17 protein-coding genes are annotated in these 19,081 nt (G+C 60.1%); 10 read left to right on the forward strand and 7 right to left on the reverse strand.

The annotated features are described in order from the left end of the window. The first annotated feature begins 247 nt into the window (after nt 1-247). The 5 genes from kdgD to AC3IX1_RS04170 all read left to right on the forward strand — a co-directional run bounded on the left by kdgD (nt 248) and on the right by AC3IX1_RS04170 (nt 6,886). Complete coding sequence (gene kdgD / locus AC3IX1_RS04150) at nt 248-1,159, forward strand: 5-dehydro-4-deoxyglucarate dehydratase (protein WP_489318343.1); 912 nt, start codon at nt 248-250, stop codon at nt 1,157-1,159. 61 nt (nt 1,160-1,220) lie between these two features. Next, nucleotides 1,221-2,666, forward strand: a complete 1,446-nt coding sequence (locus tag AC3IX1_RS04155) for an aldehyde dehydrogenase family protein (RefSeq protein ID WP_489387230.1) — start codon at nt 1,221-1,223, stop codon at nt 2,664-2,666. Between the two features lie 164 nt (nt 2,667-2,830). After that, a complete protein-coding gene (locus AC3IX1_RS04160) occupies nt 2,831-4,192 on the forward strand; it encodes an MFS transporter (protein WP_489387231.1) in 1,362 nt (453 codons plus the stop codon). A gap of 11 nt (nt 4,193-4,203) precedes the next feature. Then, nucleotides 4,204-5,757, forward strand: a complete 1,554-nt coding sequence (gene garD, locus AC3IX1_RS04165) for a galactarate dehydratase (RefSeq protein WP_489387232.1) — start codon at nt 4,204-4,206, stop codon at nt 5,755-5,757. A 187-nt stretch (nt 5,758-5,944) separates the two neighbouring features. Beyond that, on the forward strand, nt 5,945-6,886 hold the full coding sequence (locus AC3IX1_RS04170) for an AEC family transporter (RefSeq protein WP_489387233.1): 942 nt from the start codon (nt 5,945-5,947) through the stop codon (nt 6,884-6,886). Here AC3IX1_RS04170 and AC3IX1_RS04175 read toward each other — a convergent pair. The 7 genes from AC3IX1_RS04175 to gatC all read right to left on the reverse strand — a co-directional run bounded on the left by AC3IX1_RS04175 (nt 6,883) and on the right by gatC (nt 13,903). Beyond that, complete coding sequence (locus tag AC3IX1_RS04175; protein ID WP_489387234.1) at nt 6,883-8,370, reverse strand: PhoPQ-activated pathogenicity-related family protein; 1,488 nt, start codon at nt 8,368-8,370, stop codon at nt 6,883-6,885. The two genes, AC3IX1_RS04170 and AC3IX1_RS04175, sit on opposite strands and share 4 nt — an antisense overlap. Nucleotides 8,371-8,602: 232 nt before the next feature. Continuing rightward, nucleotides 8,603-8,983 (reverse strand): carboxymuconolactone decarboxylase family protein, encoded by a 381-nt coding sequence (locus AC3IX1_RS04180; RefSeq protein ID WP_489387235.1) that lies wholly within the window; start codon nt 8,981-8,983, stop codon nt 8,603-8,605. After that, nucleotides 8,980-10,041, reverse strand: a complete 1,062-nt coding sequence (locus AC3IX1_RS04185) for a calcium/sodium antiporter (protein ID WP_489387236.1) — start codon at nt 10,039-10,041, stop codon at nt 8,980-8,982. Before AC3IX1_RS04185 ends, AC3IX1_RS04180 begins: the two co-directional genes overlap by 4 nt. A gap of 50 nt (nt 10,042-10,091) precedes the next feature. Further along, a complete protein-coding gene (locus tag AC3IX1_RS04190; protein ID WP_489387237.1) occupies nt 10,092-10,466 on the reverse strand; it encodes a septal ring lytic transglycosylase RlpA family protein in 375 nt (124 codons plus the stop codon). Between the two features lie 224 nt (nt 10,467-10,690). Next, nucleotides 10,691-12,136 (reverse strand): Asp-tRNA(Asn)/Glu-tRNA(Gln) amidotransferase subunit GatB, encoded by a 1,446-nt coding sequence (gene gatB / locus AC3IX1_RS04195; protein ID WP_489387238.1) that lies wholly within the window; start codon nt 12,134-12,136, stop codon nt 10,691-10,693. Between the two features lie 10 nt (nt 12,137-12,146). Continuing rightward, nucleotides 12,147-13,598 carry an Asp-tRNA(Asn)/Glu-tRNA(Gln) amidotransferase subunit GatA gene (gene gatA, locus AC3IX1_RS04200; RefSeq protein WP_489387239.1) on the reverse strand — a complete coding sequence of 484 codons (1,452 nt, stop codon included), beginning with the start codon at nt 13,596-13,598 and terminating at the stop codon, nt 12,147-12,149. A gap of 17 nt (nt 13,599-13,615) precedes the next feature. Next, a complete protein-coding gene (gene gatC, locus AC3IX1_RS04205; RefSeq protein ID WP_007901429.1) occupies nt 13,616-13,903 on the reverse strand; it encodes an Asp-tRNA(Asn)/Glu-tRNA(Gln) amidotransferase subunit GatC in 288 nt (95 codons plus the stop codon). A gap of 211 nt (nt 13,904-14,114) precedes the next feature. Between gatC and mreB the strand changes: the two genes are divergently transcribed. The 5 genes from mreB (at nt 14,115) to rng (ending at nt 19,052) form a co-directional block, all read left to right on the forward strand. Continuing rightward, nucleotides 14,115-15,152, forward strand: coding sequence for a rod shape-determining protein MreB (gene mreB, locus AC3IX1_RS04210; protein WP_002555108.1), 1,038 nt, complete (start codon nt 14,115-14,117; stop codon nt 15,150-15,152). 143 nt (nt 15,153-15,295) lie between these two features. Then, complete coding sequence (gene mreC, locus AC3IX1_RS04215; RefSeq protein ID WP_489388685.1) at nt 15,296-16,417, forward strand: rod shape-determining protein MreC; 1,122 nt, start codon at nt 15,296-15,298, stop codon at nt 16,415-16,417. Next, the gene (gene mreD / locus AC3IX1_RS04220; RefSeq protein ID WP_489387240.1) at nt 16,417-16,908 is read left to right on the forward strand and encodes a rod shape-determining protein MreD; all 492 of its coding nucleotides are present in this window, start codon (nt 16,417-16,419) and stop codon (nt 16,906-16,908) included. The genes mreC and mreD overlap by 1 nt, the downstream gene beginning before the upstream one ends. Before the next feature lie 32 nt (nt 16,909-16,940). Further along, complete coding sequence (locus AC3IX1_RS04225; RefSeq protein WP_489387241.1) at nt 16,941-17,549, forward strand: Maf family protein; 609 nt, start codon at nt 16,941-16,943, stop codon at nt 17,547-17,549. A gap of 45 nt (nt 17,550-17,594) precedes the next feature. Beyond that, entirely contained in the window at nt 17,595-19,052 is a 1,458-nt protein-coding gene (gene rng / locus AC3IX1_RS04230) for a ribonuclease G (RefSeq protein ID WP_008018726.1), read from the forward strand. Nucleotides 19,053-19,081 lie beyond the last annotated feature (29 nt).

Genomic DNA, 19,081 nt, shown 5'->3' on the forward strand with positions numbered 1-19,081 from the left:
CCAGTAGTTTTCCCGCATCTTCCGACAACGTATCTCTCAAGCGACCGTTTATCACGGTGCTCGCAACGGTCCTTCCTCCGCTGAAACTCGCTAAAAATCAGGTCAATAGCCTTTCTTGTCGAACAATTTTCACCCCCTGCGATGAAATGCAGTTGACGGTTGTATTTTAAGTTGTACGATGACCTACAACTTCGGCGCAGGCTGAACGGTTTTCTCACACAACGTCGCTACCCAGGGTGTTCGAATAATGAATCCACAAGAACTGAAGTCCATCCTCTCTTCCGGTCTGCTGTCTTTCCCGGTTACCGATTTCAATGCGCAGGGCGACTTCAACCGCGCTGGCTACATCAAGCGTCTGGAATGGCTGGCCCCATACGGCGCCTCGGCTCTGTTCGCCGCAGGCGGCACCGGTGAGTTCTTCTCTCTGGCGGCCAGCGAATATTCGGAGATCATCAAGACTGCCGTCGATACTTGCGCCACCAGCGTGCCAATCCTGGCCGGTGTGGGCGGTGCGACCCGCCAGGCCATCGAATACGCACAGGAAGCCGAGCGTCTGGGCGCCAAAGGCCTGTTGCTGCTGCCGCACTACCTGACCGAAGCCAGCCAGGACGGCGTTGCCGCCCACGTTGAAGCCGTGTGCAAATCGGTCAACATCGGCGTGGTGGTCTACAACCGTAACGTCTGCCGCCTGACCGCGCCGCTGCTGGAACGTCTGGCCGAGCGCTGTCCGAACCTGATCGGCTACAAGGATGGCCTGGGTGATATCGAGTTGATGGTGTCGATCCGTCGCCGCCTCGGTGATCGCTTCAGCTACCTGGGTGGCTTGCCGACCGCCGAAGTCTACGCCGCGGCCTACAAGGCCCTGGGCGTACCGGTCTACTCCTCGGCGGTGTTCAACTTCATCCCGAAAACCGCGATGGACTTCTACCACGCGATCGCTCGTGAAGATCACGCCACCGTTGGCAAGATCATCGACGACTTCTTCCTGCCGTACCTGGACATCCGTAACCGCAAGGCCGGTTATGCCGTGAGCATCGTCAAGGCCGGGGCAAAAATCGCCGGCTACGACGCAGGTCCTGTGCGTGCACCGCTGACCGATCTGACCGGCGAAGAGTACGAAATGCTCGCCGCGCTGATCGACAAGCAGGGCGCGCAGTAACACATCCGATTAAGTAAGGCCGCTGAGCAATCAGCGGCCTTTTGCGTGAGGAGATCTTCAAGTGGCTGATTCAAAGCGTTTCGATAACTACATCAACGGCGAATGGGTTGCCGGTGGCGATTATTCGACCAACATCAACCCGTCCGAACTGAGCGACGCCATCGGCGACTATGCCAAGGCTGACCTGGCTCAGGTCCACGCCGCCATCGACGCCGCCCGTGCCGCGTTCCCTGCCTGGTCGACTTCCGGCATTCAGGCGCGTCACGATTCCCTGGACAAAGTCGGTACTGAAATCCTCGCCCGTCGCGAAGAACTCGGCACCCTGCTGGCCCGGGAAGAGGGCAAAACCCTGCCCGAAGCCATCGGCGAAGTGACCCGCGCCGGTAATATCTTCAAGTTCTTCGCCGGCGAGTGCCTGCGTCTGTCCGGCGACTACCTGCCGTCGGTGCGTCCGGGCGTCAACGTTGAAGTCACTCGCGAAGCACTGGGCGTGGTCGGTCTGATCACCCCGTGGAATTTCCCGATTGCCATCCCTGCGTGGAAAATCGCTCCGGCCCTGGCCTACGGCAACTGCGTTGTGCTCAAGCCGGCCGATCTGGTGCCGGGTTGCGCCTGGGCCCTGGCCGAAATCATCTCCCGTGCAGGCTTCCCGGCCGGTGTGTTCAACCTGGTGATGGGCAGCGGTCGCGTGGTTGGCGATGCACTGGTCCACAGCCCGAAAGTCGACGGCATCAGCTTCACCGGTTCCGTGGGCGTGGGGCGTCAGATCGCCGTCAGCTGCGTGTCGCGCCAAGCCAAGGTCCAGTTGGAAATGGGTGGCAAGAACCCGCAGATCATTCTCGACGACGCCGACCTCAAGCAAGCGGTCGAACTGTCGGTACAGAGCGCGTTCTACTCCACCGGCCAGCGTTGCACCGCTTCGAGCCGTTTCATCGTCACCGGTGGTATCCACGACCAGTTCGTCGAAGCCATGGCCGAGCGCATGAAATCGATCAAGGTCGGCCACGCGTTGAAGGCTGGTACCGACATCGGGCCGGTAGTCTCGCAAGCGCAGCTTGAGCAGGACATGAAGTACATCGACATCGGCCAGTCCGAAGGTGCGCGCCTGGTCAGCGGCGGTGGTCTGGTGACGTGCGACACCGAGGGTTACTTCCTCGCGCCAACCCTGTTTGCCGACAGCGAAGCGTCGATGCGCATCAGCCGGGAAGAGATCTTCGGCCCGGTGGCGAACATTGTGCGCGTCGCCGATTACGAAGCCGCGCTGGCCATGGCCAACGACACCGAGTTCGGGCTGTCGGCGGGCATCGCTACCACGTCCTTGAAGTACGCCAACCACTTCAAGCGCCACTCCCAGGCCGGGATGGTGATGGTCAACCTGCCGACCGCCGGTGTGGATTACCACGTTCCGTTCGGTGGGCGTAAAGGTTCATCCTATGGATCACGTGAGCAAGGTCGATATGCGCAAGAGTTCTACACGGTCGTGAAAACCAGCTACATCGGTTCGTAAACGCAATACCCCTGTAGGAGCGAGCCTGCTCGCGAAGGTCTCGAGGTCGCGGCGGTAAACCTGATGCCCAGCGTCATCGTTGACCACCATCGCGAGCAAGCTCGCTCCTACAGGGCACAAAAGATTCACCCGCGCATAAAAATAATCAGTGGGAGTACATCTACATGCAATCGACCCAGAAGCCGACTCACGTCCGCTATTTGATCCTGCTCATGCTGTTTCTGGTGACCACGATCAACTACGCCGACCGGGCTACCATCGCAATCGCCGGCTCCAGCCTGCAAAAAGACCTCGGCATCGACGCCGTTACCCTCGGCTACATCTTCTCCGCATTCGGTTGGGCCTACGTGGCCGGGCAAATCCCCGGCGGCTGGCTGCTGGACCGTTTCGGCTCGAAAAAAATCTACGCACTGAGCATCTTCACCTGGTCGCTGTTCACCGTGCTGCAAGGCTTCGTCGGTGAATTCGGCATGTCCACGGCGGTGGTTGCGTTGTTCATGCTGCGCTTCCTGGTGGGCCTGGCCGAAGCGCCGTCCTTCCCTGGTAACGCCCGCATCGTTGCGGCGTGGTTCCCGACTGCTGAACGCGGTACGGCCTCGGCGATCTTCAACTCGGCGCAATACTTCGCCACCGTGCTGTTCGCTCCGCTGATGGGCTGGATCGTCTACGCCTTCGGCTGGGAGCACGTGTTCATCGTCATGGGTATCCTGGGCATCATCTTCTCGCTGGTCTGGCTGAAAGTGATCTACAGCCCGCGCGAACACCCACGGATCAACGATGCTGAGTTCAAGCACATCTCCGAAAACGGCGGCATGGTCGACATGGACCAGAAGGGCAAGAAGGCCGACGGTCCGAAGTGGGACTACATCCGGCAGCTGCTGACCAACCGCATGATGCTCGGCGTGTACCTGGGCCAATACTGTATCAACGGCATCACCTACTTCTTCCTGACCTGGTTCCCGGTATACCTGGTGCAGGAACGCGGCATGACCATCCTCAAGGCCGGTTTCATCGCGTCCTTGCCGGCGATCTGTGGCTTCATCGGTGGTGTGCTCGGCGGGGTGATTTCCGATTACCTGCTGCGCAAAGGCCATTCCCTGACCTTCGCCCGCAAGGCGCCGATCATTGCCGGCCTGCTGGTTTCCAGCAGCATCGTGGCCTGCAACTATGTGGATGTTGAATGGATGGTGGTCGGCTTCATGGCCCTGGCGTTCTTCGGCAAAGGCGTGGGCGCACTGGGCTGGGCCGTGGTGTCCGACACCTCGCCGAAGCAGATCGCCGGTCTGAGCGGTGGCCTGTTCAACACCTTCGGTAACATTGCGTCGATCACCACCCCGATCGTCATCGGCTACATCATCAGCTCCACCGGTTCGTTCAAATGGGCGTTGGTGTTCGTTGGTTGCAACGCATTGGTCGCGGTGTTCAGCTATCTGGTGATTGTGGGCCCGATCAAGCGTGTGGTGCTAAAAGAGCCACCAGCGAACGGTTCTGAAGCCCCTGGCAAATTGTCTCAAGCGCATTCCTGAGGAGCGGCGTCATGCAGTTGATTGAACATTCCGACTCGCCGCGCTACATCCGCCTGCACGAGCGGGACAACGTAGTGATCGTGGTCAATGATCAGGGTGTACCGGCCGGTACCGAGTTTGCGGACGGCCTGGTCACCGTGGACTTCGTGCCACAGAGCCACAAGGTCACCCTGGAAGACATTCCCGAAGGTGGCCAGGTGATTCGTTACGGCCAGGTCATTGGCTATGCCTTGCAGCCGATTCCCCGCGGCAGTTGGGTCAAGGAAGATCAACTGCGCATGCCGACCGCGCCACCGCTGGACAGCCTGCCGCTGTCCACCGACGTGCCGGCCGCGCAGGCACCGCTGGAAGGCTTCACCTTCGAGGGTTATCGCAACGCCGACGGCACCGTCGGCACGCGCAACATTCTCGGCATCACTACCACCGTGCAGTGCGTGACCGGGGTGCTGGATCATGCGGTCAAGCGCATCAAGGACGAGTTGCTGCCCAAGTATCCGCACGTCGATGACGTGGTGGCGCTGACCCACAGCTACGGCTGTGGTGTGGCGATCACTGCGACTGACGCGTACATCCCGATCCGCACGGTGCGTAACCTGGCACGCAACCCCAACCTGGGCGGTGAAGCCTTGGTGATCAGTCTGGGCTGCGAGAAATTGCAGGCCGGGCAAGTGATGCACGAGGGCGATGCTTCGGTTGATTTGAGTGAGCCGTGGCTGTATCGCCTGCAGGATTCCAGCCACGGCTTCACCGAGATGATCGAGCAGATCATGGAACTGGCCGAAACCCGTTTGAAGAAGCTTGATCAACGTCGCCGGGAAACCGTGCCGGCGTCCGAGCTGATCCTTGGCATGCAATGTGGCGGTAGTGATGCATTCTCCGGCATCACCGCCAACCCGGCGCTCGGTTATGCCTCGGACCTGCTGCTGCGGGCCGGTGCGACGGTGATGTTTTCCGAAGTCACCGAAGTGCGCGATGCCATTTACCTGCTCACCTCCCGCGCGGAAAATCAGGACGTCGCCCAGGAACTGGTGCGGGAAATGGACTGGTACGACCGCTACCTGGCCAAGGGCGAGGCGGATCGCAGTGCCAACACCACGCCGGGCAACAAGAAGGGCGGGTTGTCGAACATTGTCGAGAAATCCCTGGGGTCGATCGTCAAGTCCGGCAGCAGCGCAATCAACGGCGTGCTTGGCCCTGGCGAGCGTTTCAAGCGCAAAGGCCTGATCTTCTGCGCGACCCCGGCCAGCGACTTTGTCTGCGGGACCTTGCAGTTGGCGGCGGGGATGAACCTGCATGTGTTCACCACCGGTCGTGGCACGCCTTACGGGCTGGCCATGGCGCCGGTGGTGAAGGTCTCGACCCGGACCGAACTGGCGCAACGCTGGCCGGACCTGATCGACATCGACGCCGGGCGCATTGCCACCGGGCGCGCATCGATCGAGGAGCTTGGCTGGGAACTGTTCCACTACTACCTGGATGTGGCCAGCGGCAAGAAGCAGACGTGGGCCGAGCAGCACAAGCTGCATAACGACATCACCTTGTTCAACCCGGCGCCGATTACGTAAGACCGAGTCGCCTGCTTCGCGAGCAAGCCCGCTCCCACACTGGATTGTCGTCGCGCACAAATTTTGTGTTTGACACTGATCAAATGTGGGAGCGGGCTTGCTCGCGAAGGCGATCTGGCAGGCGCCGAAGTCTTCAGTGGCCTATCATTAGCCCCCTAACGACGCCCACCCCCAAGGTCCTCCCGGCATGCTGGCAATTTTCCTCGAAACCCTGAACATCACCGCGCCGGTGTTTGCCATGCTGTTTCTGGGGGTGCTACTCAAACGCATCGACTGGATCAACGACAACTTCATCCACACTGCGTCGGCCCTGGTGTTCAATGTCACCATGCCGGCGTTGCTGTTTCTGGGCATCCTGCATGCCGACCTGCACGCGGCGTTGCAGCCGGCACTGTTGATCTATTTCTCCCTCGCGACCCTGGCGTGTTTTGCCATCGCCTGGGGCTGGGCGATCTGGAAGTGCCCGCGGGAAGATCGCGGGATCTACACCCAGGGTGCCTTTCGCGGTAACAACGGGGTCATCGGCCTGGCGCTGGCGGCAAGCATGTACGGCGACTACGGGATTTCCCTCGGCGCGATCCTCGCGGCGCTGGTGATCCTGTTCTACAACACGCTGTCGACCATCGTGCTGGCGGTGTACAGCCCGGTGATCAAGTCCGATCCGTGGAGCATCTGCAAAAGCGTGTTCAGCAATCCGCTGATCATCAGCGTGATCACGGCTGCTCCGTTCGCCTATTTCAAGATCGGCTTGCCCGGCTGGCTGGAGACCTCCGGCCAGTACCTGGCGCAAACCACCTTGCCGCTGGCGTTGATCTGCATCGGCGGCACGTTGTCGCTGGCGGCGCTGCGCAAAAGCGGCAGCATGGCGCTGAGTTCAAGCCTGGTGAAGATGATCGGTTTGCCGGTGCTGGCGACGTTGGGGGCGTGGTTGTGGGGCTTTCGTGGCGCGGAGCTGGGGATTCTGTTTCTGTACTTCGGCAGCCCGACCGCCGCTGCCAGTTTCGTCATGGCCAGGGCAGCGCAAGGCAATCATGAACTGGCGGCGGCGATCATTGTGATCACCACGTTGATGGCGGCGGTCACCACCAACATCGGGATCTTTTTGTTGCAGTGGGGCGGATGGATTTAGCGCCCGGCTACGTCAGGCAGGGTTTTGCACAAAGGCCCGGTCTCGGGAGGTGCGCCGGTCGGGTAGCGATCAGGCGTGATTTGCACCGGTGTAGTGGCGACGAAACCATCGGCGAAGGTCGTCTCGACAAATGTAGCTGTCCAGCCCTGTTCGGGCGTATCTATGTGTACCTGTGCACTCAAGGGGCTGGAAGGGGAGATGTGCCTGGGTTCATAGCGAATTCCGCAAGAGTCCCGGAAATCACGAGCCATCGGGTTTACTGCAGTCCACTGAGTCACCTGAACCGGTGCTTCGCTGAACTGCAGGGAAACGGCTTTGCCAGTGCCATTGCTTGTTGTGTTTGTTGTGATGATGGGCAGCGGGCGATTCTGCTGCCACCGATTGATCACTGAAATCAACGAGTTTTCAACGAATTGCCTGATCCCGGTGTGGCTGGCATTGGGGGCAACGCGCAAGCTCTTCGGTCCAGGCAGTTGGTCAAAATAGAAATCCGAGTTGTCGGGAGCGAAAAAATCGTCGCTGCTGGCGTTCACGATGTATTTGGGGATCGACAATCGCTCTGCGTAAGCACTTTCCAGGTAGGTCAGCGGATCTTCGATTTTCATCAGCTTTTTGAAGTTTTCGCTGTGTCGCTGACGCAGGACGCCTTCTGCGTAATAGTCATAGAAAGCCAGCGGCCAGTTTTTTCCAAAGCTTTGATAGGTGTGCTCAAGTACCTTTTCTGTACCCAGGCCATCAATGACAAAGGGCACGACGGCATTGATTCGCTCATCGGCAATTGCCGACAGCCAGGCTGCCCAAGCGCGTTTCGATGCCCCGGTGGCAATGAACCGGTCAACTTGCCATGGTCCCAGTTCTTTCTGGGCCAGATCCATGGTCTTGACCAGCGCTGCCATCATTGGCACATGAACCGACATGTAAGGGCGCGCTTCCGGATTGTTGAGAAACAACTTCCAGCTATGGGCAACGCTGGAATCTTCTGTGCGAGCGAGACCGTCATCGGCATAAGTCAGATATTGATTGGGGATGTTACTTAGCGAAATAACAATAGTGCTGGTTTTGCGTGCAACTTCCAGCGCCATGGCTTGAGTGAAGTCTGTGGGCTCAGAGGCTGCTTTTTTGCCAGCGGGAATGTTGGTTCCGTTATTTGCCACCAACACCGCCTGCCCGCGCATGGCGTTGTGGGGGATGTAGATTTCCACGTCATGTTGCCATTGTTCCGGGCTGACCAGTCCATCAGGTGACCAGCGCTGGGAGGATAGCTCAAAGCTGCGCTTTTCGACGCCTGGAAAAACCTGGGTATCTTTGGCGACATAGAGCAATGGCTGCGAGGCTTGCTCTTTTTTATAGCAATTCAATGTTTCACTGAAGTTGTAAGGGGTGCCAAGACAAGCATTAACGGAAGTTTCGGCTTGTGCAGTGAGGCTTGCAAGCGCAAGGGAAATGCAGGTGCTCGAAAGAATGACACAAAGACTGGATCGCATAGAATGGCTCTCGCTTGTTTCAAATTATATTTGATTTGTTTTTTGCGGGAATTTCTGTGGCGGGAAAAGTTTGTCTTTGTGGGGTTGGTGTTGAAAGTGTTTTTATGAAGGGTTGTTTGTCTGGATATTTGTATTTGAAAGTTGCGAGTGTTAACTGGCGTTAGTTGATGTTGGGTGGGGGCGCATTCAATGGAGAAACCAGGGCCTCCCCATTGAATGAAGGATTAACGCGTTACTGGGGCTGCTGGTATTGCTCGATCACTTCCTGCGCCGCCCGAAACGCATCAATCGCCGCCGGTACACCGGCATACACTGCGCAATGCAGCAACGCCTCGCGAATCTCATCCACAGTGCAGCCGTTGTTCAGCGCACCGCGCACGTGACCTTTCAACTCCTGCGGGCACTTGAGTGCAGTCAGGGCGGCAAGAGTGATCAGGCTGCGGGTTTTCAGCGGCAGGCCTTCGCGATTCCACACACCGCCCCAGGCGTGTTCATTGACGAAATCCTGCAGCGGCTGAGTGAACTCGGTGGCATTGCCCAGTGCGCGGTCGACGAAGGCGTCGCCCATCACTTGGCGGCGGACTTCAACGCCGGTTTTTTTATTCTCGGTCATGGGACTTCCTTCTTATGGTGTTGGCGATGCCAGGCGCGTAGCGACGTGAACAGCAAAAACGCCACCAGCGCCGGCAGGACGAAAAACAGCATCAAGTGTTCCAGCTTGCCGGCCAGTGGCATGCCGGTGGTGAACGACACCACGTGCAGCCCATACGCCAGGTACAAACCCAGAAAAAGCAGGCCTTCGGCGCGGGTCACCCGGTAGCCGGTGTAGAACAGCGGCAGGCACAGCACCGCGACGCCGAGCATCACCGGCAGGTCGAAATCCAGGGCGTTGGGCGACACCGACAGCGGCGACGGTGCCACCAGCGCGGTAAAACCGAGCACACCCAAGAGGTTGAACAGGTTGCTGCCAATCACGTTGCCCACGGCAATATCGCGCTCGCCGCGCATTGCCGCGATCAACGAAGTGGCGAGCTCAGGCAGTGAGGTGCTGACGGCGACGATGGTCAGGCCGATGATCCGCTCCGACAACCCCAGATCGGTGGCGACCGCAACCGCCGCCCCCAGCAGCAAGTGCCCGGCGTACACCAGCATCGCCAGCCCGGCGACGATCATCAGCAGGCTGCTCAGCCATGGCGCTTGCGCATGATGGTCATGGCTCGATACCGGCCGTCCCGAATGCCGTGACTGGCGCAGCAACAAGCCCAGGTAAATCGCCAGAGCCGTCAGTAACATCACGCCGTCGGCACGGGTCAGTTCTTCATTCCAGGCGAGTACGAACACCAACAGGCTGGCGCCGATCATCAACGGAATATCCAGGCGCACCAGTTGCCGGGAAACCCGCAGCGGAATGATCAGCGCGGACAACCCGAGGGTGACGAGGATGTTGAAAATGCTGCTGCCGATCACACTGCCGACGGCGATGTCGGCATTGTGCGCCAGGGTCGCTTGCAGGCTGACCGCCATCTGCGGTGCGCTGCTGCCGAGGGCGACGATGGTCAGGCCGATGATCAGCGGTCGTACGTGCAACCGCGCGGCGATGCGTACGGCGGCGCGCACCATCAATTCGGCGCCGACAATCAGCAGGAGCAATCCGCTGAGCAATTCGATCACGCTGATCAGGGGTAAATCGGCTAGTCCGAAAATGGTCGAGGCTCCATCGGTCAGTCGTCGAGGGCTTGCACGCGAACCCGCGCGGTGCCGCTGCGCAGCATGCCCAGGCGCTCGGCGGCTTCCTTGGACAGGTCGATCAGGCGGCCACGGCTGTACGGGCCGCGATCGTTGATGCGGACCACGCAGGATTTGTCGTTTTTCAGATTGGTGACCTTCACCCGTGTACCGAAGGGTAGCTGGCGATGGGCGGCGGTCATGGAATTCATGTTGAAACGCTCGCCGTTGGCGGTGCGTTTGCCTTGGTGTTTGGCGCCGTAGTACGAAGCCACGCCGGATTTGTCGTAGCCGTGGGGGTCGACGGTGTCGGTGCTGGCGCAACCGGCCAGGAGCGAGAGGAGGGCGCAGGTGCCGAGCAGACGTTTCATTCAAGGGTTTCCCGAAACAAATGTGGGATAGAGCCAATGTGGCGAGGGGGCTTGCCCCCGTTGGACTGCGCAGCAGTCCCAAAATTTCGAAACACGATTTGTAAGATACAAACCGAATCCGGAAATTGGGGCCGCTTCGCGACCCAGCGGGGGCAAGCCCCCTCGCCACAAAAGCTCGCTCCCACAGGGAATGGAGCCAGATTTTAGAGCTGGCTCCATCCTCATCAGCCTTCGAGCTTGCTTTTGAGCAGTTCGTTGACCTGTTGCGGGTTGGCCTTGCCTTTGGAGGCTTTCATGGCCTGGCCGACGAAGAAGCCGAACATCTTGCCGCGCTTGGCTTCGTCTGCCGCGCGGTATTGCTCGACCTGCTCGGCGTTGGCCGCGAGCATTTCGTCCAGTACCGCCGAGATGGCGCCGGTGTCGGTCACTTGCTTGAGACCACGCTTGTCGATGATCTCGTCCGCATTGCCTTCGCCGTTGGCCATCGCTTCAAACACCACCTTGGCGATCTTGCCGGAGATGGTGTTGTCCTTGATGCGCAACAGCATGCCGCCCAGAAGCTCGGCGGAAACCGGCGACTCTTCGATGTCCAGGCCTTGCTTGTTGAGCAGGCTGCCCAACTCGACCATCACCCAGTTCGCCGCCAGTTTGGCGTCGCCGCCGATGCTCGCGACTTTCTCGAAGTAATCGGCTTGCTCGCGGCTGGTGGCCAGCACGCTGGCGTCGTAGACCGACAGGCCGAACTGCTCCTGGAAACGCTCGCGCTTCTGCGGTGGCAATTCCGGCAAGGTGCCGCGCACTTCATCGAGGAACGAGTTCTCGATCACTACCGGCAGCAGGTCCGGGTCAGGGAAGTAACGGTAGTCGTTGGCTTCCTCTTTGCTGCGCATCGGACGGGTTTCGTCCTTGTTCGGATCGTACAGGCGGGTCTGCTGGATTACCTTGCCGCCGTCTTCGATCAATTCGATCTGACGCTGGATTTCGCTGTTGATCGCCTTCTCGATGAAGCGGAACGAGTTGACGTTCTTGATCTCGCAGCGGGTGCCGAACTCGACCTGGCCTTTCGGACGGATCGACACGTTGCAGTCGCAACGTAGCGAACCTTCGGCCATGTTGCCGTCGCAGATGCCCAGGTAGCGCACCAGCGCGTGGATCGCCTTGACGTAGGCCACGGCTTCCTTGGCGCTGCGCATGTCCGGTTCGGAAACGATTTCCAGCAGCGGTGTGCCGGCACGGTTCAGGTCGATGCCGGTGGCGCCGCTGAATTCTTCGTGCAGGCTCTTGCCGGCGTCTTCTTCCAGGTGCGCGCGGGTGATGCCGACACGTTTGACCGTGCCGTCTTCCAGGGCGATGTCCAGGTGGCCCTTGCCGACGATCGGCAATTCCATCTGGCTGATCTGATAGCCCTTGGGCAGGTCCGGGTAGAAGTAGTTTTTACGGGCGAACACGTTGTGCTGGCCGATCTCGGCGTCAATCGCCAGACCGAACATCACCGCCATGCGCACCGCTTCCTGGTTCAGCACCGGCAGCACGCCGGGCATGCCCAGGTCTACGAGGCTGGCCTGGGTGTTCGGCTCGGAACCGAAGGTGGTGGAACTACCGGAAAAGATTTTCGACCGGGTGGTGAGCTGGGTGTGAATCTCCAGCCCGATCACGACTTCCCATTGCATGTGTGTCTCCTCAGAAGCCGGTTGGGGTGCGGGTGTGCCAGTCAGTGTTTAGCTGATACTGGTGGGCAACGTTCAACAGGCGACCTTCCTGGAAATACGGGGCGAGCAGTTGCACGCCGACCGGCAGACCGTCGACAAAACCGGCGGGCATCGACAGGCCTGGCAGGCCCGCGAGGTTGGCGGTGATGGTGTAAACATCTTCCAGGTAGGCAGCGACCGGGTCGCTGTTCTTGGCGCCGAGCTTCCAGGCCGGGTTCGGCGTGGTTGGGCCGAGGATGATGTCGACCTCATTGAAGGCTGCCATGAAGTCATTCTTGATCAGGCGACGGATCTTCTGCGCCTTGAGGTAGTAGGCGTCGTAGTAACCGGCGGACAGCGCGTAGGCACCGACCATGATCCGGCGCTGCACTTCCACGCCGAAGCCTTCGCCACGTGAACGCTTGTACAGGTCTTCGAGGTTTTTCGGGTCTTCGCAGCGATAGCCGAAACGCACGCCGTCGAAACGCGACAGGTTGGAGGAGGCCTCTGCTGGCGCGATCACGTAGTACGCGGGAATCGCGTGCTGCATGTTCGGCAGGCTGATTTCCTTGATCACGGCACCGAGCTTTTCCAGCTCCTTGACGCTGTTGTGGATCAGCTCGGCGATGCGCGGGTCGAGGCCGGCGCTGAAATACTCTTTAGGCACGCCAATGCGCAGGCCTTGCAGCGAGCCGTTGAGGCTGGCGCTGTAGTCCGGCACGGGCTCATCGATGCTGGTGGAGTCGTTCGGATCGAAGCCGGCCATACCTTGCAACAAAATCGCGCAGTCTTCGGCGGTGCGTGCCATCGGGCCGCCCTGGTCGAGGCTGGACGCGTAGGCAATCATGCCCCAGCGCGAAACACGACCGTAGGTCGGTTTCAGGCCGGTGAGGTTGGTCAGGGCCGCGGGCTGACGGATCGAGCCGCCAGTGTCGGTGCCGGTGGCCGCAGGCAACAGACGAGCGGCAACCGCCGCCGCCGAACCGCCGGACGAACCACCCGGAACGTGTTCCAGGTTCCACGGGTTTTTCACCGCGCCGTAGTAGCTCGACTCGTTGGCCGAACCCATGGCGAATTCGTCCATGTTGGTCTTGCCCAGGGTCACGGCGCCGGCAGCGGCCAGCTTGGCGACGACAGTGGCGTCGTACGGTGCCTTGAAGTTGTCGAGCATCTTCGAGCCGCAGCTGGTGCGAATGCCCTGGGTGCAGAACAGGTCTTTGTGGGCGATCGGCGCGCCGAGCAGGGCGCCGCTCTCACCATTGGCCCGGCGGGCGTCAGCGGCTTTCGCCTGCGTCAGCGCCAGGTCTTCGGTGAGGCTGATGAAACTGTTGAGCTGCGGATCGAGCAGGGCGATGCGCGCCAGCAGGACCTTGGTCAGCTCTTCGGAGGAAAACTTTTTATCGGCGAGTCCGCGGGCGATCTCGGCCAGAGTCAATTGATGCATTGCAGGCTCTTTCCCTATTAGTCGATGACTTTCGGAACCAGGTACAGGCCGTTTTCGACCGCTGGTGCGATGGACTGGTAGGCCTCGCGGTGATTGGTCTCGGTCACGACGTCCGCGCGCAGGCGCTGGCTGGCTTCCAGTGGGTGGGCCAGCGGTTCGATACCGTCGGTATTGACCGCCTGCATTTCGTCGACCAGCCCGAGAATGCTGTTGAGGGCCGAAGTGATGTGTGGAAGATCGGCATCATTGAGGCCAAGGCAGGCCAGATGAGCGATTTTTTCCACGTCGGAGCGTTCAAGCGCCATTGGGATTCTCCAGTGGAAAACAAAACGGACGGCGTCCGTGTGTTAGATTGTCGGAACACTACCGCACTTCTACGGTCATAAGGCCGCGATTGTGGGGCTTGGTGCACAGAAAAGCGGCCAATTTAACATATTGGCGCCTTGCCCAAAATCCCTGTCGTTGTTAGAGTTTGCCGCACTTTTTTACCCACGCGTTGCCTAGGGTCCCTTTCCCATGTTCAAGAAACTGCGTGGCATGTTTTCCAGCGATCTTTCCATTGACCTGGGCACTGCCAACACCCTTATTTACGTGCGCGAGCGCGGTATCGTCCTGAATGAGCCCTCTGTTGTAGCCATTCGGACGCACGGTAACCAGAAAAGTGTCGTTGCTGTCGGCACCGAAGCCAAGCGCATGCTGGGCCGTACGCCGGGCAACATTGCTGCCATTCGTCCGATGAAGGACGGCGTGATCGCCGACTTCAGCGTTTGCGAAAAAATGCTGCAGTACTTCATCAACAAGGTTCACGAAAACAGCTTCCTGCAGCCTAGCCCTCGCGTGTTGATCTGCGTTCCGTGCAAATCCACTCAGGTTGAGCGTCGTGCAATCCGTGAATCGGCGCTCGGTGCCGGTGCCCGTGAAGTGTTCCTGATCGAAGAGCCAATGGCTGCTGCGATCGGTGCCGGCCTGCCGGTAGAAGAAGCCCGCGGTTCGATGGTCGTGGATATCGGTGGCGGTACCACTGAAATCGCACTGATCTCCCTGAACGGTGTGGTTTACGCCGAATCCGTGCGCGTTGGCGGCGACCGCTTCGATGAAGCGATCATCACCTACGTGCGTCGCAACTACGGCAGCCTGATCGGTGAGTCCACCGCCGAGCGCATCAAGCAGGAAATCGGTACGGCCTACCCGGGCGGCGAAGTTCGCGAAGTCGACGTTCGCGGCCGTAACCTGGCCGAAGGCGTTCCACGGGCATTCACCCTGAACTCCAACGAAGTGCTGGAAGCTCTGCAAGAGTCCCTGGCAACCATCGTTCAGGCCGTGAAAAGCGCCCTGGAGCAATCGCCGCCGGAACTGGCTTCCGACATCGCCGAGCGTGGCCTGGTGCTGACCGGTGGTGGTGCCCTGCTGCGTGACCTGGACAAATTGCTGGCCCAGGAAACCGGTCTGCCGGTGATCGTTGCCGAAGACCCGCTGACCTGCGTTGCTCGCGGCGGTGGCCGTGCATTGGAAATGATGGATAAACACACCATGGACCTGCTTTCCAGCGAATAAGTCGCCGGATTGCCTCTATGCTGTTGAGCGCGCAGGCGGCACTTTGCAGTGCTGCCTGTTCGCGTTTATCTTCTGTCAGTCTGCATCCAGGCCGGATTGCCGCCGTATGAATAAACAGAACATTTGCCTGGGAGGAGCGGCTTATTAAACCGCTTTTCACCAAGGGCCCTTCACTGGGCGTGCGCCTGTTGGTGCTGGTCGTGCTATCGGTCGCGCTGATGGTGGTCGATGCCCGTTTCAGTCTGCTCAAGCCTGCACGCAGCCAGATGTCGCTGGTGCTGATGGATGCCTACTGGATCACCGACCTGCCCGGACGACTGTGGGAAGGCGTTGCCAGTCAGTTTGGCAGCCGGACCGAGCTCGTCGCCGAAAACGAAAAACTCAAGACCGAGAACCTGCTGTTGCAGGGGCGCATGCAGAAGCTTGCCGCCCTGACCGAGCAGAACGTCCGGTTGCGCGAGTTGCTCAACTCTTCGGCACTGGTCAACGAGAAGGTCGAAGTGGCCGAGTTGATCGGCATGGATCCCAATCCCTTCACCCATCGCATCATCATCAATAAAGGTGAGCGCGACGGCGTGGTCCTCGGTCAACCGGTACTCGATGCCCGTGGCCTGATGGGCCAGGTGGTCGAGTTGATGCCTTACACCTCCCGAGTCCTGCTGCTGACCGATACCACCCACAGCATTCCGGTGCAGGTGAACCGTAACGGTTTGCGGGCGATCGCCAGCGGCACCGGCAACCCGGAGCGTCTCGAGTTGCGGCATGTGGCCGATACCGCTGACATCAAGGAAGGCGACTTGCTGGTCAGCTCCGGCCTCGGTCAGCGTTTCCCGGCGGGTTATCCGGTGGCGACGGTCAAGGAAGTGATTCACGATTCCGGCCAGCCGTTTGCCATTGTCCGCGCCGTCCCGACCGCCGCCTTGAACCGTAGCCGTTACCTGCTGCTGGTGTTCAGCGACAACCGGACTGCCGAAGAGCGCGTCAACGCTGCCGCCCAGGCCCAGGAAAGCCTGGATGCACAGGGCGGTGGGCCGACCATTCCGGCGACGGTTCCGAAACTGGTCAGCCCCACGGCCCCCGCTACACCGGCCGCCGCACCGGCGATTCCTGTCACGGCGGCGCCTGCGGCCACCGCGCCAGCCAAGCCAGTCACCGCGCCAGCCAAGCCTGCGGCAGCTAAACCGCCGGCGGCGCAACCCGCTGCCGCGAAGCCTGCCGCCAAACCGCCAGTCTCCGCGCCGGCCACTCCAGTGGGGAGAGAATAATGGGCGGTGTAAAAGCATCCCGAAACGGCTGGATAGTCTGGCTGACGTTCGCCGTCGGCCTGCTGTTGAGCGTTTCACCTCTGCCGCAATTCATGGAAATCCTGCGCCCGCTGTGGCTGGCTTTGTTGCTGGCATTCTGGGCGTTGAACCTGCCGCAGACCGTCGGGATGGTGACGGCGTTTTGCCTGGGGCTGGCTGAAGACGTGCTCTACGGTACCTTGCTGGGTCAGAATGCCTTGATCCTGACGCTCATCACCTATCTGGTGCTGGCGCTGCAGCAACGCCTGCGGATGTTCCCGATGTGGCAGCAGAGCCTGGTGATCCTGGTGATCTTCGGCCTCGCCCAGCTTGTACAGCTGTGGCTCAGCGCCTTGACCGGCAATCGCCAGCCGACGCTGGCGCTGGTGCTGCCGGCACTGGTCAGCGCATTGCTCTGGCCCTGGGTCAGTTTCGGTTTGCGCGGACTGCGTCGGCGCTACAAAATCAATTAATTCGCTCAGGCATTGGACAGGGAGAGGTCTTGATGAAACGGTTGTACCTCGCCTCTGGTTCGCCGCGTCGACGTGAATTGCTCACGCAGATCGGCGTTCCGTTCTGTGCCATCAGCGCGGACATCGATGAAACTCCCTTGGCTCAAGAATCCCCGTCGGCTTATGTCGAGCGCCTGGCGCGCGGCAAGGCCGAAGCCGGGCGCGGCGGCGTCGTGTCTGACGAACCGTTCTGCGTGCTCGGCGCCGATACCGCCGTGGTGCTCGATGGAAAAATTCTCGGCAAACCGGTTGATCAAGTGGATGCGTGCGCCATGCTGATGATGCTGTCAGGGTGTGAGCATGAAGTCCTGACCGCGATTGCCGTGCTCGATGGCGAGCGTTGCGAATCCCGGGTTGTCACCAGTCGCGTGCGTTTTCGGGATATCAGTCGTGAAGAAGCCGTGGCCTACTGGGCCAGCGGCGAACCACAGGACAAGGCGGGCGGTTATGGCATTCAAGGACTGGGTGCGGTGTTTGTCGCCGGGCTCGATGGAAGTTATTCAGCGGTGGTCGGACTGCCGCTTTGCGAAACCGCGGAACTGCTCGGCCATTTCGGCATACCCTGTTGGCAACCCCGGAACGCATACCAAACAACGTTCTGAACAGATGCGGCCATTATCGTGAACATGCCTGAACGAGACCCTGCCATGAGTGAAGAGATTCTGATCAACATCACGCCGATGGAGTCGCGCGTGGCGGTGGTCGAAAACGGTGTCCTGCAAGAGGTCCACGTCGAGCGTACGCAAAAGCGCGGGATCGTCGGCAACATCTATAAAGGCAAAGTCGTGCGGGTGTTGCCGGGAATGCAGGCGGCATTCGTCGATATCGGCCTGGACCGTGCCGCGTTCATTCATGCGTCGGAAATTTCCCTGCGCGAAGGCCCGGCGGTCGAGAGCATCAGTGCACTGGTGCACGAAGGCCAGAGCCTGGTGGTGCAAGTGACCAAGGACCCGATCGGTTCCAAAGGCGCGCGCCTGACGACTCAACTGTCGATCCCTTCGCGTTACCTGGTGTACATGCCACGCACGGCCCATGTCGGCATTTCCCTGAAGATCGAAGACGAGGCCGAGCGCGAACGCCTCAAGCAAGTGGTCACCGACTGCGTGGCCAAGGAAGGGATCAAGGAGGCCGGCGGTTTCATCCTGCGCACGGCAGCCGAAGGTGCCGGCGCCGATGAAATCCTCATGGACATCCGTTACCTGCGCCGGCTCTGGGACCAGATCAACGCCCAGATCAAAACCATCAGTGCGCCCAGCGTGATCTACGAAGACCTCGGTCTGGCGCTGCGCACCCTGCGTGACCTTGTGAGCCCGAAGATCGAGAAGATCCGCATCGACTCCCGGGAAACCTTCCAGAAAACCACGCAATTCGTCGCCGAACTGATGCCCGAGATTGCCGACCGTCTGGAGCATTACCCGGGCGAGCGGCCGATTTTCGACCTGTATGGCGTCGAAGACGAAATCCAGAAGGCCCTCGAGCGCAAGGTCCCGCTCAAGTCCGGCGGTTATCTGGTGGTCGATCCGGCGGAAGCGATGAGCACCATCGACGTCAATACCGGGGCGTTCGTCGGCCATCGCAATCTCGAAGAGACCATCTTCAAGACCAACCTTGAAGCCGCGACGGCCATCGCCCGTCAATTACGCCTGCGTAACCTGGGCGGAATCATCATCATCGACTTCATCGACATGGAAGATGAAGAACACCAGCGCCAGGTGTTGCGTACCCTCGAAAAGCAACTGGAGCGCGATCACGCCAAGACCAACATCATCGGTATCACCGAGTTGGGCCTGGTGCAGATGACCCGCAAGCGCACCCGCGAAAGCCTTGAACAAGTGCTGTGCGAGCCGTGCAATGCCTGTCAGGGACGGGGCAAGCTCAAGACCCCGGAAACCGTTTGCTACGAAATCTTCCGTGAAATCCTGCGCGAGGCTCGCGCCTATCAGGCGGAAGGCTATCGTGTATTGGCAAACCAGAAAGTGGTGGACCGCCTGCTCGACGAAGAGTCGGGCAACGTTGCCGAATTGGAAGGGTTTATCGGGCGCACCATCCGCTTTCAGGTCGAAACCATGTATTCCCAGGAACAATACGACGTGGTGCTGCTCTGAAGCGTTTCGTCTTGATCGTTCGAGAATGG

This window comes from Pseudomonas sp. KH_046_2, from assembly GCF_057838985.1.

Coding starts and splice junctions, on each gene's coding strand:
- kdgD (WP_489318343.1), top strand. CDS start 248: ATGAATCCACAAGAACTGAAGTCCATCCTCTCTTCCGGTCTGCTGTCT.
- AC3IX1_RS04160 (WP_489387231.1), top strand. CDS start 2,831: ATGCAATCGACCCAGAAGCCGACTCACGTCCGCTATTTGATCCTGCTC.
- garD (WP_489387232.1), top strand. CDS start 4,204: ATGCAGTTGATTGAACATTCCGACTCGCCGCGCTACATCCGCCTGCAC.
- AC3IX1_RS04170 (WP_489387233.1), top strand. CDS start 5,945: ATGCTGGCAATTTTCCTCGAAACCCTGAACATCACCGCGCCGGTGTTT.
- AC3IX1_RS04175 (WP_489387234.1), bottom strand. CDS start 8,370: ATGCGATCCAGTCTTTGTGTCATTCTTTCGAGCACCTGCATTTCCCTT.
- AC3IX1_RS04180 (WP_489387235.1), bottom strand. CDS start 8,983: ATGACCGAGAATAAAAAAACCGGCGTTGAAGTCCGCCGCCAAGTGATG.
- AC3IX1_RS04190 (WP_489387237.1), bottom strand. CDS start 10,466: ATGAAACGTCTGCTCGGCACCTGCGCCCTCCTCTCGCTCCTGGCCGGT.
- gatB (WP_489387238.1), bottom strand. CDS start 12,136: ATGCAATGGGAAGTCGTGATCGGGCTGGAGATTCACACCCAGCTCACC.
- gatA (WP_489387239.1), bottom strand. CDS start 13,598: ATGCATCAATTGACTCTGGCCGAGATCGCCCGCGGACTCGCCGATAAA.
- gatC (WP_007901429.1), bottom strand. CDS start 13,903: ATGGCGCTTGAACGCTCCGACGTGGAAAAAATCGCTCATCTGGCCTGC.
- mreB (WP_002555108.1), top strand. CDS start 14,115: ATGTTCAAGAAACTGCGTGGCATGTTTTCCAGCGATCTTTCCATTGAC.
- mreD (WP_489387240.1), top strand. CDS start 16,417: ATGGGCGGTGTAAAAGCATCCCGAAACGGCTGGATAGTCTGGCTGACG.
- AC3IX1_RS04225 (WP_489387241.1), top strand. CDS start 16,941: ATGAAACGGTTGTACCTCGCCTCTGGTTCGCCGCGTCGACGTGAATTG.
- rng (WP_008018726.1), top strand. CDS start 17,595: ATGAGTGAAGAGATTCTGATCAACATCACGCCGATGGAGTCGCGCGTG.